Genomic DNA, 14,430 nt, shown 5'->3' with positions numbered 1-14,430 from the left:
ATAGGAACCTCGCTGACCCATAAAGGAAGAAAAACTGGGTAGCGAATTAACCGCGCTTGAACTCACTAGAGCAATTGCAAAGAATGATCCAACTTATCTAAAAGGGGTTAAATAACCATCAATCGTCATCTTTTCAAACATTTACAAACGGTCTTATTGAAATGAAGGGCGCTTTTATACTGTGTAAAAAAGGACTAAGCATTAGACGAAAGGATATAGTGTTGTTTTTTAGATACACATTTCGCGCATTTTATTGTTTAGATAATCAGCGCCATTTCATAAATCTAGTTCGGTGATAAAAAACGGTCGTAGGTAAAAATCACTATCTTTCTGTTAGTTAAAGAAAAATCGTATATTTAAACATCAGGCAATAACGTAATTGGCAAACCCTTTGCAAAACTAACTTCAGATTTAACCATGGAATTCGCGATACTTGTTTGCACATCACGATGCACAGGTTCGCAAAATTTGAAGCGCAGGTATTTTTTCTTTCTGCGATAAATAGGAGTTTTTTCAATGCGTAAAGCAATCACTTTACTTACAGCACTTACCGCTACCGCAGCCTCTGTTGCTTCTTTTGCAACGTTAGCTGAGTCTCCAGACTGGCGTTATGTAGAAGGTGGCTATAGCAAAATGGATTTTGACGATAACGAATCATTTGAACCAGATGGTTTCGTACTAAGCAGCAAATATCTATTAAACAGCAACATTTATTTAAACGGTGAATACAGCAACTTTGAAGAGGGCAATTTCGATTTCGATATGCTAACGCTAGGTGCTGGTTACAGAATGCCACTTAACGCCACTACCGATGCATACTTCGGCGCCAACTTTGAGCGTATCGATGGCGATTTCGATGATGAGACGGGCTACAGCGTAAATGCGGGCGTTCGTTCTATGGTGACTGAGCAGGTAGAGCTTCTAGGCGAAGTAGGTTACTACGACGTTGAAGATGGCGATGCGACGTTTAAAGTAGGTGCAAACTATTACGTCACTCCTCAGTGGGCCGTAGGTGCCAACTACAAGCTGATGGATGACTTAGACATCATGCAGGTAACTGCACGCTACAGTTTCTAAACCTTTCTCGTTTTTGGGATGCTCTCCTAAAGAAAGGTAGCCGGGTCACTCGCCCGGCTTTTTTTGGTCTTCAATTTGAGCTTATACGATTTTGTGCAATTTTTATTGAACAATCTTTTATTTAAGAATGGGTTAATGAACAGTTTTTTATTGAGAAACCTAAGGTATTTTTACTCTTCTGGAGCAGACTCACTTTCGGATGTCACGTCGCCTTTTGGCCTTATATCCACGCTCTCATGAAGCTCTGAATACACAAGCACCGCCTCGTTGCTTTTAAGCGCATCTAACACCTGTGTTACTTTGGTTTCCATGCTGACGTCTTCAGCGCCGTACTCTGTGCCTTCTCGCAGCACAAATGCTTCCACTAAACTGTGTAGGGTCTCGGTATCAACCGCATCGATTGGAATTATCATCTCTGCCTCCAGAAAAAAATGAGTTCACGCTAACTGTTATGCGTGAATTAAAGCCAGCTAACGTGCTAATAAGTTGGGAAATTCACACGTAGGGCGTGTTGGGATTAATAGGTAATATATCGCTAACGTACCTTTTGACCCTGTCATGCAGCCACACTTTGGGGCTAAACACTGAACCCTGCATAAAGCCAACATGGCCACCACGCTCACTAAGTTCAAGGGTAACATTGCGCGCTAATTCTTCTTCTTTAGGCACCACTAAATGGTTCATAAAGGGGTCGTCAATACTGTGCAATACAAGCGTAGGGCAGTGAATAGCACTTAAGAAGTGGTACGCACTGCATTTCTCATAATAGTCATTTGCATCTTCGAAACCATGCAAGGGTGCAGTGACTTTCTCGTCAAATTGCGCAAAGCTGGTAATGCCATCAACATCATCACCCGTTAATTGAATAAGTTTACGATAGTCGATAAACGACATTTTCTTGCGCAGCGTGGTTTTTATACTGTTTAAAAGGTATTTCTGATAAACCCGCGAGAAACCGTGATTGATGGATTTTGCACATTCCGACAATTTCAACGGTGATGATATAGCAATAGCCGCATTCAACCATTTTTGTGCTGGGTTCTCGCCAAGCAGCTTTAACAGCATGTTGCCACCCAGAGAAAATCCCACAGCAACTTTAGGGATCTGAGGGAATTTTTGGTTTAGCCAATCAAGAAAAAAACTTGGATCGCCAGTCTCGCCAGAATGGTAGCCTCGTGGCTTTAAATTCGGTACGCCGCTACAGCCACGATAATGCATCATCACCACTTGCCAGCCATTCACCGATAAATTGGCCATCATATCGTTGGCGTAATGTGAGCGAATGCTGCCTTCAAGGCCATGGAACATCACAATAATGCCAGAGGGCTCGGCGGGCTTTGGTCCCCAAGCAACGTCGACAAAATCGTCATCAGGCAGTGTTAGGCGTTCCATGCTGTATTTTAGCGGTAAGCGTTTTTGAATGAAGCGCGGCCATATAGTTTGAACATGTCGGTTCTTTGCCCAACTTGGCACTCGAAAACTGCTTTTTATAATCTTTCCATGCGATAACGCGATTTTGCTCATGATGTTTTCTTATTGTTATTTTACGACAACTGCTTCAATAGCTGACTGATTAACTCGCGGGCTTCCTGCTTTTCTCTTAGCCCATACGCATTAATAAGTGCAGCGATAGAGGCATTAAATACACCTGACATACTAGAGGCGCCTGAAGGTAAAGACGCTAAACCAAGGCTATTTACCGTTTCTACGATAATAGCTTGTTGCGCTTTTTCTAATGCCAGCTCGTCATCTTTTAGCTGATTGTATTTCGCTAAGGCCTGCGGGTAATTTGCATCTTGCTTGTCTTCTGGCTTCGCTTGCTTTCGCTCTAGCCGATGCTGCTTAAGGGTGTGTTCTGATGCTTCAACGGCACTTATCACCGCATTTAACTGAGACAGATTGATAATGAAGCCGTGCTCAATACACCAGCATATCAACAAAAGTATATTTACGTTCACACCATGGCGGTCTTGCAACAAAATGGCCAGTGGCGCTACATCGCCTTTGCCGTAGCGACTGCCGGCGTACTGCCAAAATTCCTCTGCATTTACAATAGTGTTATTGTGCTTCATAGCTTGCGCGCTGCGCCTCCATTTGCTCTTGTGCATCGAGCCACTGCATCTCTTCTTCTTCGAGTTGCTGAGTGAGTTTTGCCTGTTTATCTAACAATTGCATAAGCTCGGCTTTCTTATCATCGTTATATAAACTTGTGTCTGATAACGATGCTTCCAGCGTTTTCAGTTCGTTTGCACATTTATCCATGGCCTTTTCATGCTTCTCTAAGGCTTTTTTCAGCGGTGCAACTTGCTTTCTAAACTCGGCTTCTCGGCGCTTTTCTTCTTTTCGATCGATTTTACGCTCGCTACCCGCGCTAGCATCTTCATTTAACGCTTTCGCATCGCTATTTGCTTTGGCTTTTTCGGCGGCTTGTTGCTTTAAAATCCAGTCGCGGTAATCGTCTAAGTCACCAGTGAAAGCTGCCACTTCACCGCTATCAACCAAGTAAAAGTCTTCACATACCGAAGATAGTAAGAACCTGTCGTGCGATACCAACACCATGGCACCTTCAAAGCCTTGCAGCGCAATGTTCAACGCATGACGCATTTCTAAATCAAGGTGGTTGGTAGGCTCATCAAGTAGTAACAAGTTTGGCTTTTGATACACAATAAGCGCTAACACTAACCGCGCTTTTTCGCCACCAGACATAGGCGCTACGGCTGAAAGTGCTTCATCACCGTTGAAGCCAAAACCACCTAAATAATCTCGCAATTGTTGTTCGGTAGCTTTTTCGTCTATGCGCTGTAAGTGCAAAATAGGCGTGGCGTTAGGATCGAGGGTTTCTAGTTGATGCTGAGCAAAGTAACCAATTTTAAGGCCTTTCGCGGTATCAAACACACCTTGTTTTGGGGCATGAACACCAGCTAATAGCTTGATAAGGGTTGATTTACCTTGCCCGTTTCGCCCCAGTAAACCAATACGACTTCCAGGCACCAAGTTCAGCTTCACTTGCTGCAAAACAATATGAGCATCATAACCTAACTGTACATGTTCCATTTGTACAAGGGGGTTAGGCAGTGCAGCAGGCGGTACAAACTCAAAACTAAATGGGCTAGCCGCATGAGCAGGTAACAAAGTTTCCATTTTTTCGAGTTGTTTGATACGGCTTTGTGCTTGCTTTGCTTTACTCGCTTTGGCTTTAAAGCGAGTAATAAAAGAGGTTAAATGCGCCACTTTTTGCTGCTGCTTTTCAAACTCAATATTTTGCAAACGAAGTCGCTCGGCACGTTGTCTTTCAAAGGCAGAATAGTTACCGGTATAGGTAATCAGCTGTTGCTGCTCAACACTGATAATTTGCGCGACTGTATTATCTATAAACGCCTTATCGTGAGAAATAAGTAATAAGGTACCTTCGTAGCGCTGTAACCACTTTTCTAGCCAAATAACGGCATCTAAATCTAAGTGGTTCGTAGGCTCATCAAGCAGCAATAAGTCAGAAGGACAAAGCAGTGCTTGCGCCAAGTTAAGGCGCATACGCCAACCACCAGAGAAATCGGTAACCGGTGCGGTAAGCTGAACATTGGTAAAACCAAGCCCTGATAGAATGGTCGCGGCTCGAGCTTCTACATCGTAAGCACCGGCTTGCTCTAGTTGGCCATGAATTTTACCAATCAGAACGCCATCTTCATCTTGCTCTGCTTGATGAAGCTGCGCTTGTAAACGGCGAAGGTTTTTATCGCCATCAATAACATACTCTATTGCACGCCTGTCGGTTGCTGGGGTTTCTTGTGCGACACTCACAATACGCCAATCAGCGGGTACTACACAGTCGCCTGCATCTACCGACATCTCGTTACGCAGTAATGCGAACAAGGTGGATTTACCACAACCATTGCTCCCTATAAGGGCGACTTTATGGCCTGGAAACACCTGCGCTGATGCACTTTCTAGCAGTACTTTTCTGCCACGCATTAGCGATACGTTGGTAAGCTTTATCATTCATAACCTTCGCGGGAACAATTTAGGTCGCGTATAATAGCAAATTCCTATCAAAATCTGATCAGGAAATGGCTTTTCACGGTATAATACTGAGTAAATTACGTTAAGAGAGCTGCAATGCAAAAATCGATTAAACGCCGCTTTGTTGCAGGCGCTACCTGCCCGAAATGCCAAGAGTTGGACACTATCTCGCTATATTACGAAAATAACGTAGAAAAGCTAGAGTGCGTGGCCTGTGGTTACAATGAAGCGCAAACCGAAGAACAAGTGAATGCGGCTACCCGTGAAAACGAAAACGTTATTGGTATTTTCAAACCTCACTAACGTTACCGTAATGGCGCACATCACTGCTTTTGTTTCACGTTCTACTTAATAGCTACTAGCCTCTCACTCACAGTATTCGCTAGCAGTAACTATTACGCATAATGTGAAGATACCGCCCATGTTAGCCGTATCTTTACATTACTTGAAACAGTAAGTGTTACGCTGAAAACCCCACCAAGCACTTGATTTAAAAACACTTACCATATCAAACAACTCGCATCTTCTATTTACATTCAACGGCATAAATCTTGAAATACTTCGTTAAAGGAGTATTTATGAAAACCGCAAATCGTTACCTACTTATTTCACTCGCCGTCATACTTGGGCTACTCATTATTATTCGTATGAGCATGCCTTATGCTGCGCAGTGGTATATCAATAAAACACTCAGTCAGCCGGGGGAATACAGCGGCCGAGTAGGTGACGTAGATTTAATGCTATGGCGCGGGGCATATAGTTTAGAGCATGTGTTGTTGTACAAATCTAATGGTCAGGTAGACAAGCCATTGTTTCGGGCCGATAAGGTTGAGTTCACATTAAACTGGAGCCAGCTGATTAAAGGTGCGGCAAGCGGTACAGTGAATCTTACTCGACCTGAAATTAACTTTGTCGATGGTGCCACCAGCGATAACAGTCAAGCGGGTAAAAATGAAGATTGGCTTAACATTGCTAACCAACTATTCCCGTTAAGTATTGATAAGCTTAGTGTTACCGATGGGAAAATTGGTTTTTATAACCCAGAAACCTCACCTGTGATTGATATCTCGCTGCACGACATTCAAGGTGAAGTAACCAATTTGGTAAACAGCGATGCGCTATCTGACAATCGGGTGGCTAACGCCTTAGTGACTGCGCAAACCGCCCAGCAAGGTACATTGAAGCTTGAAGCCAAGCTTAACCCTGCCACACAAAAACCCACATTCGATGTTAATCTACAAGCCGATAATGTAGCACTCGTTAACTTTAAAAACGTGCTGGATACCTATGCGCCATTCGATCTAGAGGCGGGTTCACTCACGCTAGCTGCGGAAGTAGCTGCCGACGATGGCAAAGTAAAGGGTTACATAAAACCAATACTGCACCATGTGGAAGTATTTTCATGGAAAGGCGATATTGAGCAAGATGGTGATGGATTACTTGAAGGTACCGTTGAGCTGCTATCTGCTTTTGTTACTGAGATATTTGAAAATCAGAGTGAAGATCAGGTTGCTACTCGTATTCCTATAGAAGGGGATTTGAGTAGCCCAGACACTGATGTTTTTAGTGCGCTGGGCGCCATTATCAAAAACGCCTTTATTCAAGCTATTAGCGGCGACATTGAAGAGTCAGTAGAACTACAGACGTTGTCTGAACCCGCACTGCCTGATTCAACAAAAACCGCAGATTCAGATAGCCAAAGCGCTACCCCCGAAACACGCTAGCTTGTTATGTTCTCGGGTGTATTAATAATGAGGAGGCGGTGTTTCTTCCGAGTCTTTGGCCATATTTGAGGGCTCAATAGACTTAACCTTGTCAATAACGTGACGTAACTTGTAGGTAAGCTCATCGAGTTGCTGCTGCTGCGAAGACAACGCTTCGTTTAAAGCTTCAATGGTGTGCTCTTGAAACGCTATTTTCGTTTGGAGCTCTTCAATACTGTTGTTCGTACTGTCGAGTTCTGCTCGAAATGCGACACCATCAGTACTGCTATTTTTATCTGTCATAATTTACTCTATTTACTGCGCTGCCATACTTCGGCAAGACCACTGCTGCTTTCTGTCACAATATTACCATCGGACATAAAGCCAACGCCATAAACAACTGCAGTTGGCGGTGAAACTGTATCTCGTGATGCAACCTGCCAAGCATCCACTTCCTTTCCACTCTTTAAATCCCATAAATACACTTGGCGTGATGGCGATCCTGTTAGTAAATACTTACCATCATCAGAAAACACAGCATCGGTGAAGATTTTTTGCCTCGCAATAAAGCTCAGCCCGCTAATTGCCTCGCCAGTTTGCACGTTCCACACTTGTGACTTATCTTGGCTATCGGCAGTAAAGGCAAAACGGCCTTTGTCGTCTAATGCTACTTTAGTTACCCGTGAAGGATGGGTGAAGGTGTGGATTATTTGCCCTGTATCTGTGCTCCATAAATAAGCGATATAATCGTTCCCACCGGTTAGGGCAAACTTACCATTCGGAGAGATATCAATAGAGTTCACTTTTTCTTGATGGCCCAAAAACTCTAATCTACGCTGGGTTTTAGGTTCAAAAAACATGACCTTACCATTCGAACGAGCCACCAAGATGCCATTGCCATTATTAGAGATGGCCACATCTCGAATAGACGCTTCATCAATCCGCCAAAAGCCAATCGGATCGCCAGTTTCAATGCTCCACAGCGCAAACGCTTCTCGGTCAGCGGTGACTACATGGGTATTATCGGCTGATATGTGTAACGAAATAACTAAATTATTACCTTCACCTTGATGACTCCATTGATACAGGGGCGTTTCCTCGCCGATACGCCATACGTTGATGCCATTATTAATGCCTGATACGACAGAAATAGTGCCATCTGCGGATATATCGGCTGCATAAGCCCCTTCTTCAACATGCCGCCATTGCTTAATTGGCGTGGTCTCAGGGAAGCTACATCCCATAGATCCACTTATTAATAAGGTGAGTAACAATAATCTGGGGAACATTTGAGCCCTAAACATAATCAAATAGGTTTCGCTTTGTGAATGCTAGGTTTAACATAGCATGGATCACGCATCTTTCACTATCGTGCAGACTGCCTTGGATGCAGCAGTTTAAACATAGACGCATGATGATAAAAATTTATGGAGACGTTTTATGCAGAAGTCGCTTGTTGCCTTATCTACCATTGCTGCCCTAGGCCTTTTTGCCTGCCAGCCAAATACCTCTGATGAGGCCGCTACTACCGGCACTGACATCGCTGAAACCGCCGATGTTTCGACAGAATCAATGACAGACGTACAAAAACAAGCGTACGCTATGGGTGCTAGCATGGGCTTGTTCGTGAGCAACCGCGCACAACAACAAGAGCAACTAGGCTTTCCGCTAGATGAAGCGGCGTTGAAAGAAGGCTTTGAAGATGGCCTTAACGACACATTGAAATTTACCCCACAAGAAATTCAGCAAATTGCTCAGCAAGGCGAAGAAGTACTTCGTGCTAAGCAACAAGAAATGGCACAAAAAGCCGCACAAGATAACATTGAAGCCGGCGCGGCCTATCTAGAAGAGAACGCGAAGAAAGATGGCGTAACGACTACCGAATCTGGCCTTCAGTATGAAGTGTTAGAAGAAGGTGAAGGCGCAAGCCCAGCGGCTGAAGACATCGTTAAAGTTCACTACCGTGGTACATTGCTAGACGGTACTGAATTCGATTCTTCTTACAAGCGTGATGAGCCAGCTCAATTCCCGCTTAACCAAGTTATTCCTGGTTGGACTGAAGGCGTTCAGCTTATGAAAGAAGGCGCGAAGTTCCGCTTCCATATCCCTTCTGATCTAGCTTATGGCGAACGTGCTACCGGTTCAATTACGCCTAATTCAACACTAATTTTTGACGTTGAATTGCTAGAAATCATTAAAGAAGAAGCTGCTGCTGAGTAATATCCACGCAGCGCTTTAATGCCGCGTAGCGGCTACGCTTTTGCGATTGCCAGTACCAATAAAAGCCGATACTTTTTTAAAGTGTCGGCTTTTTTAATGCGTTAACTGATGGTAGTACTTTAATGAGCGGATGAACGTGAGGGCGGCACCATAGCCATTGCTACAAATACAGCAAATGCACACCTTGCATGGAAGGTGTATCACATGGTTAGCCGTTCGATAACTCGCTATATATGCAAAAAATCGTGCAATATATCGTGCAATGTAACGACCACCAATTTAAGTATGACGCGGTGGCGCACGACGTCGTTCGCGCTGCACTTTAAATACCGCAAAGTGATTTAACAGGTATTGCCCGAACTTATACATTAATAAGCCAATCACGAGATATCCTGCCGTTATTAGGCTGTCCATACGTACTACAATATCAAGCAAGCCGTACAGCACCATTAACGCGCCCGTTAAAAACAGCATGAAACCAGCAATAGTGCCACCCATTGAGCTGTTAGTTGCATCTCGCCGCCTGTCTACAGGCTTCTTTTCTACCTTTCGTGCATCATCCATTCGAGTTTCCCGCTCATTAGCCGGTTGCTATTTATACTGCGACAACAACCTAAAGGTTTATGTTCAATATTTGCACAAAGTGGTTTAAATGGTAGATTTCGACGCATTTGTTTATTGCGTTCTAATAATTCACCCACATACACTAGCCATAAGATTTCAATTTAACTAAATAATTGTGAAAACACCACTGATAACACGAAAAGGATATTTGAAGCTAAAACAGGAGCTTGACCATTTGTGGCGGGAAGAAAGACCCGAAATTACACGAAAGGTTACGTGGGCTGCTAGCTTGGGCGATCGTAGTGAAAACGCAGATTACCAATATAATAAGAAAAAATTACGTGAAATCGACAGGCGAGTACGTTACTTACGTAAGTGTTTGGAAAACCTGAAAGTCGTGGATTACAGTCCCCAGCAAGAAAATAAAGTTTATTTTGGAGCTTGGGTAGAAATAGAAAATGAGCAGGGACAAGTGCTAGAACTTCGCCTAGTAGGTTACGATGAAATATTTGGCCGTCGAGATTACATTTCTATCGACTCTCCTATGGCACGTGCCTTAGTAGGGAAAGAAGAAGATGATGATGTTACGGTAAAAACAGAAACCGACGTAAAAGAATGGTGGATAAACCGCATTTGGTACGATCCAACCGATAAACTGTAATAAAGTTAAAACGTTTTCCATGAATACTGACCTTACAATCAGGCTTCTCCTGACCCGTCGCGGTGGTATAATTGCTGCCAGTTATTCCAACTAAAATGAAAGCGGTGTAAAAAGGCTAAGACTTGCCCCTACATCCTTATTTGCTATTGCCTAGAGCGTATTATGATTATTAACAAAATTGCCGAAGAACTTGCCGTACAAACTTCCCAAGTCAGTGCTGCGGTTAAGCTTCTTGATGAAGGTTCAACGGTGCCATTTATTGCACGTTACCGTAAAGAAGTGACTCAAGGGCTAGACGACACACAGTTACGTACGCTTCAGCAACGTCTTACTTACCTTCGTGAACTAGAAGACAGACGCCAAGTTATCTTAAAATCTATTGATGAACAGGGAAAACTGTCTGATGAGTTAAAGCGCAATATTACCGACGCTGACAGTAAGACCACCTTAGAAGACTTATACTTACCCTTCAAGCCTCGTAGACGCACCAAAGGTCAAATCGCCATTGAAGCAGGCCTTGAAGGCTTAGCAGATACCTTATTTGCCAACCCTGACCAATCTATCGACGAATTAGCCGCTGAGTATGTTAATGACGAAAAAGGGGTTGCAGATACCAAAGCCGCTCTGGAAGGCGCTCGCTTTATTTTAATGGAACGGTTTGCTGAAGATGCAGCACTGTTAGGTAAAATTCGTAGCTACCTTGTTGAAAACGCGCATATTAAAAGCACAGTAGCAAACGGTAAAGCCCAAGAAGCCGTTAAGTACAAAGACTATTTTGAACACAGTGAAAAGTACAAAAACGCGCCTTCACACCGTGCCCTTGCTATGTTTCGAGGTCGTAACGAAGGCATGTTGAACATTCAACTGGATGCCGACCCACAGCAAGATGACGCCAGTGCGCCTTCTCACTGTGAACACCTTATTGCTAGCCACTACAATATTATGCACCGCAACCGCCCTGCTGATGATTTCCTAGCGCAAGTAGTACAGTGGACGTGGAAGATTAAAATCGCCTTACACATGGAAACTGAGCTATTCAGTGGTCTTCGTGAGCGCGCTGAAGAAGAAGCGATTGAGGTGTTTGCTAAGAACCTTAATGACTTGCTAATGGCTGCGCCTGCTGGCGCTAAGACCACCATGGGGCTTGATCCTGGCCTTCGTACGGGTGTGAAAGTGGCTATCGTAGATAAAACTGGCAAAGTTGTCGCTAAAAATACCATTTTTCCCCATGCGCCCCAGAATCAGTGGGATAAGTCACTGCGTACCCTCACCACCGTGTGCAAGCAGTATAAAGTTGAGCTTATCAGTATCGGTAATGGTACAGGCTCTCGTGAAACCGATAAGCTTGTAGGGGAAATGCTTAAAAATAACCCTGAGCTAGGCGCACAAAAAATCATGGTTAGCGAAGCTGGCGCCTCGGTTTACTCAGCCTCTGAATTAGCCTCAAACGAACTACCTGATTTAGACGTGTCTATTCGTGGCGCAGTGTCCATTGCTCGCCGTTTACAAGACCCGCTAGCCGAGCTTGTAAAAATTGAGCCTAAAGCTATTGGTGTAGGCCAATATCAGCATGATGTAAGCCAAAGCCAGTTAGGTAAATCTCTTGACCGCGTTATTGAAGACTGTGTAAATGCTGTGGGTGTAGATTTAAATACGGCATCACCCGCGCTGCTTAGTTATGTGTCTGGATTGAACAAGACCTTAGCAAATAACATTGTACAATTTAGAGATACCAATGGTGCCTTCGGCGATAGAAAAGCGCTAATGAAAGTGGAGCGTTTAGGGCCGAAAGCCTTCGAACAAGCCGCTGGATTCTTACGTATCGTAAATGGCAGTAACCCGCTAGATGCGTCTGCGGTTCACCCCGAAGCTTACCCTGTGGTGGATAAAATTGTAGATACGGCCGCGGTTGCGGTAAACGATCTTATCGGTAACACAGAGCTACTGAAAACCTTATCGCCTGATACCTTTACCAGTGACGCTTTCGGTTTACCCACGGTAAAAGATATTTTGAGCGAACTTGATAAGCCAGGGCGAGATCCTCGACCAGAATTTAAAACTGCCACCTTTAAAGAAGGTGTGGAGACCATTAAAGATCTTACTCCAGGTATGATTTTAGAGGGCGTTGTAAGTAACGTTGCGAACTTTGGTGCTTTTGTTGATGTAGGTGTTCACCAAGATGGTTTAGTGCATATTTCAGCGCTCACCAACAAGTTCATTTCAGACCCACGGGATGTAGTGAAAGCAGGGGACATTGTTAAGGTTAAAGTACTTGAGGTAGACGTAGCACGTAAGCGTATATCCTTTACTATGCGGCTAGAAGATACACCGACCTCGTCAAACCAGTCGGGCAAAAGCAATAACAGTAATGGCGCTGCTAACGCAAAGTCTAATGGGAATCCTCGTGCTAACAATGGGTCTCAGCGTGGAAACCCTCGCGCAGATAAGTCAAACAAGCGTGGTGGCGGACAAAACCAGCAGCAAAACAGTGCTATGGGTAACGCCTTTGCCGATGCGTTCGCTAAAGCAAAGAAATAACGCCTAACATTATTGTTTACACCCGCAATCATTATTTTAAAGTCAGCATTTTAAAGCCAGCATGCATGCTGGCTTTTCTGTATTTGCACAGTGGAAGTTTGTATTTTTGAAAGTAGCAGTGTTAAGAATACGGGTTATTGGCAGTGAGCGTTAAGTACCAGGCCCTAAGCGCTAGCGGAAAAACCTTCACGGACTGGCGTATAGGCTTGAGTGTAGAAATTTTGAATGCGACCAATACGAGCTGAGTTAGCTTGGCTTTCTTGAGCTTCATTACCAAAGGCTAATGAGCGCGTATCAAAACCACCACCAATCTCATTTGAAGTTTCACTGGCTGCGCTTTGTATTCCTTGGCTCGCGGCGCTTTGTAAGCCTTGACTTCCGGCGCTTTGCTCATCCGTTTGCGCTTGTAAAACGGCTTCGTCTAACGCCCGAGTAGGGCGTTCGACACCGGCATTATCGGTAATTTCATCAATGTCAGGTGGCGTGATCTCTGACGCGTTTGGCGCTACCGATGACGTAGCAGCGTTGTCTTCAGCAATTTCGCTACGAGCTTCAAAAGATTTTTGCGTCGCTTCTGCTGCCACTTTTAAGTCTTGCGCCGAAGGCTCAGCAGGGGCGAGTGCCGCAGCACGTACTTGCTGCATTTTTTGAAGGGTTTCTTCAGGGCTATTTAGCTCAGAAATATCAATAGACACTTCACCATCGGTAACATAACGTTTGTTATCTGGCCCAGTGGTATATTCATATTGCGGCGATCCAGCGTATTGCCCACCCGCAGCGGCGTGCGCCTGCTCGTGAGTACGGACTTCTTGATCACGCGCCTCTAAGTTGCTTATTTCTTGCTGTTCTTCTTCTGTTTGCTGTTCAGGCTGTAAGGCTTGCTCACCAGAAGCTTGCTGATTTGATTCCTGTTGATCGCGAGCATTCTGTTTGCCGGCGCTTTCATCAGAGCCATTGTCTTTTTGTTCGCCAAACACGCTTTCAAACGCGCTTTGCAGTTCAGTTTGGATTTGGGGGCGATCGTAGGTAACAGGCGCAGGCGTTTGTCCCGGATTACGAGCTTTGTCAGTGTCCGAACCTAGGCCTTTTTGCGACGCCCCTTTCTCTGCATCCCCCGACTGAGGAATAGTTTCACGTAATACGTTGTCTCGTCTTGCAGACTCAGTATTAACGTTTGCAGTAGGGTGCGCTATGGCCGTAAGGATAGGGGTAACAATGTTCACATTACACTCCTACACGACTACGCTAACGTATCAATAATGGTGCCTATGGTGTCATTAGCCACATCAAGTACCTTGGCGGAAGCTTGGGCATTAATACTGTTGATTTTCAGTGACAACAGATTTGTGGTGACATCATCCTGTGGAGTGGGGAGTATGTTGCGTATATTCTGTAAACTCTGGGTGGCAGAATTGGCTAAAACAGCCTGCGGATCACGCTCTGCGCTTGTGGTTTGCTGGGCAATATTAGACGCAGCCTGCGTTATACCATTACTGGCATTCTGCAAACCGAATTGTCCGGACAAAATTGCCGAATTTATATTGTTACTATTTACACCTGATATACCAGACATACACTACCTCTACACTCTCATGTGCAATTATTAACCAAATTACACAAAATGAAAAGGTCTGTACCGCTCATACGCCT

Annotated in this window: 15 protein-coding genes; 6 read left to right on the top strand and 9 right to left on the bottom strand. The window is 44.5% G+C overall.

Annotated elements, in window-relative coordinates; genetic code table 11:
• The first annotated feature begins 516 nt into the window (after nucleotides 1-516).
• The gene (locus tag R1T43_RS01160; RefSeq protein ID WP_211070252.1) at nucleotides 517-1,077 is read left to right on the top strand and encodes an outer membrane beta-barrel protein; all 561 of its coding nucleotides are present in this window, start codon (nucleotides 517-519) and stop codon (nucleotides 1,075-1,077) included.
• Between the two features lie 170 nt (nucleotides 1,078-1,247).
• On the opposite strand, the gene R1T43_RS01155 is transcribed toward R1T43_RS01160, so the two are convergent.
• The 4 genes from R1T43_RS01155 to R1T43_RS01140 form a co-directional block, all read right to left on the bottom strand.
• On the bottom strand, nucleotides 1,248-1,490 hold the full coding sequence (locus tag R1T43_RS01155) for a YheU family protein (RefSeq protein ID WP_211070253.1): 243 nt from the start codon (nucleotides 1,488-1,490) through the stop codon (nucleotides 1,248-1,250).
• Nucleotides 1,491-1,572: 82 nt separating this feature from the next.
• Nucleotides 1,573-2,601 carry a hydrolase gene (locus R1T43_RS01150; protein WP_211070254.1) on the bottom strand — a complete coding sequence of 343 codons (1,029 nt, stop codon included), beginning with the start codon at nucleotides 2,599-2,601 and terminating at the stop codon, nucleotides 1,573-1,575.
• 20 nt (nucleotides 2,602-2,621) lie between these two features.
• Nucleotides 2,622-3,149, bottom strand: a complete 528-nt coding sequence (locus R1T43_RS01145; protein WP_317351947.1) for a TIGR02444 family protein — start codon at nucleotides 3,147-3,149, stop codon at nucleotides 2,622-2,624.
• Nucleotides 3,136-5,073 carry an ATP-binding cassette domain-containing protein gene (locus R1T43_RS01140; protein WP_317351944.1) on the bottom strand — a complete coding sequence of 646 codons (1,938 nt, stop codon included), beginning with the start codon at nucleotides 5,071-5,073 and terminating at the stop codon, nucleotides 3,136-3,138. The genes R1T43_RS01145 and R1T43_RS01140 overlap by 14 nt, the downstream gene beginning before the upstream one ends.
• A gap of 117 nt (nucleotides 5,074-5,190) precedes the next feature.
• Here R1T43_RS01140 and R1T43_RS01135 point away from each other — a divergent pair, with 117 nt between their 5' ends.
• Together R1T43_RS01135 and R1T43_RS01130 are read left to right on the top strand one after the other, a co-directional pair.
• On the top strand, nucleotides 5,191-5,397 hold the full coding sequence (locus tag R1T43_RS01135) for a YheV family putative zinc ribbon protein (RefSeq protein WP_159534096.1): 207 nt from the start codon (nucleotides 5,191-5,193) through the stop codon (nucleotides 5,395-5,397).
• Between the two features lie 275 nt (nucleotides 5,398-5,672).
• On the top strand, nucleotides 5,673-6,818 hold the full coding sequence (locus tag R1T43_RS01130) for a DUF748 domain-containing protein (protein ID WP_317351939.1): 1,146 nt from the start codon (nucleotides 5,673-5,675) through the stop codon (nucleotides 6,816-6,818).
• Between the two features lie 21 nt (nucleotides 6,819-6,839).
• Here the strand turns inward: R1T43_RS01130 and R1T43_RS01125 are convergent, their stop codons facing one another.
• Both R1T43_RS01125 and R1T43_RS01120 read right to left on the bottom strand, forming a co-directional pair.
• The gene (locus R1T43_RS01125) at nucleotides 6,840-7,100 is read right to left on the bottom strand and encodes a SlyX family protein (RefSeq protein WP_211070258.1); all 261 of its coding nucleotides are present in this window, start codon (nucleotides 7,098-7,100) and stop codon (nucleotides 6,840-6,842) included.
• Between the two features lie 8 nt (nucleotides 7,101-7,108).
• Nucleotides 7,109-8,041, bottom strand: coding sequence for a WD40 repeat domain-containing protein (locus R1T43_RS01120; protein WP_138118178.1), 933 nt, complete (start codon nucleotides 8,039-8,041; stop codon nucleotides 7,109-7,111).
• 196 nt (nucleotides 8,042-8,237) lie between these two features.
• Here R1T43_RS01120 and fkpA point away from each other — a divergent pair, with 196 nt between their 5' ends.
• Complete coding sequence (gene fkpA, locus R1T43_RS01115) at nucleotides 8,238-9,017, top strand: FKBP-type peptidyl-prolyl cis-trans isomerase (RefSeq protein WP_317351936.1); 780 nt, start codon at nucleotides 8,238-8,240, stop codon at nucleotides 9,015-9,017.
• 279 nt (nucleotides 9,018-9,296) lie between these two features.
• Here the strand turns inward: fkpA and R1T43_RS01110 are convergent, their stop codons facing one another.
• Nucleotides 9,297-9,581 carry a hypothetical protein gene (locus R1T43_RS01110; RefSeq protein WP_317351933.1) on the bottom strand — a complete coding sequence of 95 codons (285 nt, stop codon included), beginning with the start codon at nucleotides 9,579-9,581 and terminating at the stop codon, nucleotides 9,297-9,299.
• Between the two features lie 175 nt (nucleotides 9,582-9,756).
• On the opposite strand from R1T43_RS01110, the gene greB reads away from it, so the two are divergent.
• Nucleotides 9,757-10,242, top strand: coding sequence for a transcription elongation factor GreB (gene greB / locus R1T43_RS01105; RefSeq protein ID WP_211070261.1), 486 nt, complete (start codon nucleotides 9,757-9,759; stop codon nucleotides 10,240-10,242).
• 162 nt (nucleotides 10,243-10,404) lie between these two features.
• Nucleotides 10,405-12,780, top strand: a complete 2,376-nt coding sequence (locus R1T43_RS01100; protein WP_317351930.1) for a Tex family protein — start codon at nucleotides 10,405-10,407, stop codon at nucleotides 12,778-12,780.
• A 164-nt stretch (nucleotides 12,781-12,944) separates the two neighbouring features.
• Here R1T43_RS01100 and R1T43_RS01095 read toward each other — a convergent pair whose 3' ends face one another.
• Both R1T43_RS01095 and R1T43_RS01090 read right to left on the bottom strand, forming a co-directional pair.
• A complete protein-coding gene (locus tag R1T43_RS01095; RefSeq protein WP_317351928.1) occupies nucleotides 12,945-14,003 on the bottom strand; it encodes a putative metalloprotease CJM1_0395 family protein in 1,059 nt (352 codons plus the stop codon).
• A 17-nt stretch (nucleotides 14,004-14,020) separates the two neighbouring features.
• Nucleotides 14,021-14,353, bottom strand: a complete 333-nt coding sequence (locus tag R1T43_RS01090) for a hypothetical protein (protein ID WP_057795204.1) — start codon at nucleotides 14,351-14,353, stop codon at nucleotides 14,021-14,023.
• Between the last annotated feature and the right edge of the window lie 77 nt (nucleotides 14,354-14,430).

Origin of the sequence: Alteromonas sp. CI.11.F.A3 (genome assembly GCF_032925565.1) — a bacterium.
GTDB lineage: Bacteria > Pseudomonadota > Gammaproteobacteria > Enterobacterales > Alteromonadaceae > Alteromonas.
Note: the sequence above shows the minus strand (reverse complement) of the source record. Positions and strands in the feature narration are given on the sequence as shown.